We start from the raw sequence: 2,526 nt of genomic DNA, 5'->3' as shown, positions 1-2,526 counted from the left end.
CATTAAAACTTGATGTCATTAAAAATAGTAATGAATGGATTTTACAGCCTAAAGAAAAAGAAAATTGGGAAATAGATTTAAGTATAAATGATAGCTTTGTTAAAAATATACCTCCTGATTATGTTTATAAGATAAAATCTTATCACTTAGAAAGTAAAATACATGAAGAAATGGTCGACTCGTATTTCACTCTGCCCGATATTCCTAGACCCATGCGTAATATACGCAAGGATGAAAAAGGACAAGTTGATCAATTTATAGAAGACAATTTAGAGTTTTTTATTAAAGAAATATATAAATATTCAAAAGATTTTTCTAAAATTGAAAATGGAATAAAAGAATTAAGAATTCTATCACAATATGAACAAGTAATACCTTTCGATGAAATTATTAATAACAATTATTTTCATATATATGCTGCCTTTTATAACATGTATTTTCTTTATACTAATCCTAAAGTGCTCATTGTAGGTAATAAAAACCATAAAATGAAAGATAATTCTGGAACATTTTACAATAATGCTATTGTTTTAAATATCGATAAAAAATTTTATCATCAAAGATTAAAGATTAGTCAAGAACCTCTCTTAGAGCAAGTACCAGTTGAACCTGTTACCTTTAACAATGATATTATTAATAAATGTGAATCATGCAAATTGTATCTTTCTGATGATGATTTATCTGAAATACACCAATATTTATTTAAACAAAATATCTACCAAGAAATAAACAATGCAAAAAAGAATCAACATATCATTGATTCTCTTGTTAAAGAACAAGCAAATTCTCTATTAAGACAAATGAAAGCTATTATTGAAAAAATTTGTAAGGATGATATTGAAAAAATGTTTTTGACAATAAAAATTAATGGGGCATATGAACAATCAACAAATGTTGCTGGACTTGAATATCAACTAAAAAATAATAAAATACTTCACAATCCAATTATAAATACATCATATGAAGCAGACACATTTGGTGGACTAGGATATGTTGATGTCTACCCTATAATTTATAATATATATATGACTAAAAAAACTCCTAGTATAATATTTCTTATACCGCAAAGATATTATACGGAAAATGTACGTCATATTTGGTATGCAGTATCAGTTGACAGATCTACTCCTAAATGGACTTTACATCGCACCAAAAGGCCCTATGCTAATAATTGAATGTCAAGGTTAGTAAAAAAATAAGAATGTTAAATTTTTTTATCCCACTTACCTATATAAAATAAAATACAACTTATTTGATACGTTTAGTATTATTAATGTTATCATGTAATATATAAATTACCTTTCGAGATTCTATTTAATATTGGTATAAGGAAAATTTTATGAGAATGTATTTTGTGATAGTTGTTTTTATCTTTTTTATTTTGTCTTGTGATAAACATAAAGTAAAAGATTTTGAAAAAAGTGACATCAAATCTTTATCCAATCTTAGTGATGACTTATATATATCTAGAGAATACATAATGAAATACGAAGTATACAAACAATTACAAGATTTAAATGAAAAACGTCCTTTTATTGAGTCTCTTGTCAAAAAACATGCAAATTCTCTTGTGTTACAAATTAAAAAATTTTCAGAAACATTTAGCAAACAGGAGAATGGTATTACGCCCACTGTTTTTATATTTGGAGATTATGTCCAAAAAATTAACTCTGGATCTCGAACGGGGTATTATGGAACTATGGTTGCTCCTATACAAGTCGAAACAGATGACTATTTAAAGAATAATTTTGAAGACACAATGATTGGAAATCCTTTATTGTTTTTACCCTCAGAGCTTGATGATCAAGGCAGATTTCACATATTATCAGAACCTAGTTATCGTTTTTATTTAAGAGAAATATACGATACCGATATGTATCCAATAATATATAATCTTTATATATCTCATAAACAACCGTCAATTTATCTCATAGGAAATAAAATATATAAAAAACAAAATGAAATAGGCAATAATATCTATTATAGAAAAGCATTAAAACTTGATGTCATTAAAAATAGTAATGAATGGATTTTACAGCCTAAAGAAAAAGAAAATTGGGAAATAGATTTAAGTATAAATGATAGCTTTGTTAAAAATATACCTCCTGATTATGTTTATAAGATAAAATCTTATCACTTAGAAAGTAAAATACATGAAGAAATGGTCGACTCGTATTTCACTCTGCCCGATATTCCTAGACCCATGCGTAATATACGCAAGGATGAAAAAGGACAAGTTGATCAATTTATAGAAGACAATTTAGAGTTTTTTATTAAAGAAATATATAAATATTCAAAAGATTTTTCTAAAATTGAAAATGGAATAAAAGAATTAAGAATTCTATCACAATATGAACAAGTAATACCTTTCGATGAAATTATTAATAACAATTATTTTCATATATATGCTGCCTTTTATAACATGTATTTTCTTTATACTAATCCTAAAGTGCTCATTGTAGGTAATAAAAACCATAAAATGAAAGATAATTCTGGAACATTTTACAATAATGCTATTGTTTTAAA

At 25.6% G+C, this 2,526-nt stretch carries 2 pseudogenes; both read left to right on the top strand.

What is annotated here, in order from left to right:
* Window positions 1-1,175: pseudogene (locus U880_RS11170) on the top strand (hypothetical protein); the annotation flags it as partial.
* Between the two features lie 164 nt (window positions 1,176-1,339).
* Window positions 1,340-2,526, top strand: a pseudogene (locus U880_RS0103005) (hypothetical protein); the annotation flags it as partial.

This window comes from Borrelia hispanica CRI (assembly GCF_000500065.1).
Classification (GTDB): domain Bacteria; phylum Spirochaetota; class Spirochaetia; order Borreliales; family Borreliaceae; genus Borrelia; species Borrelia hispanica.
Note: the sequence above shows the minus strand (reverse complement) of the source record. Positions and strands in the feature narration are given on the sequence as shown.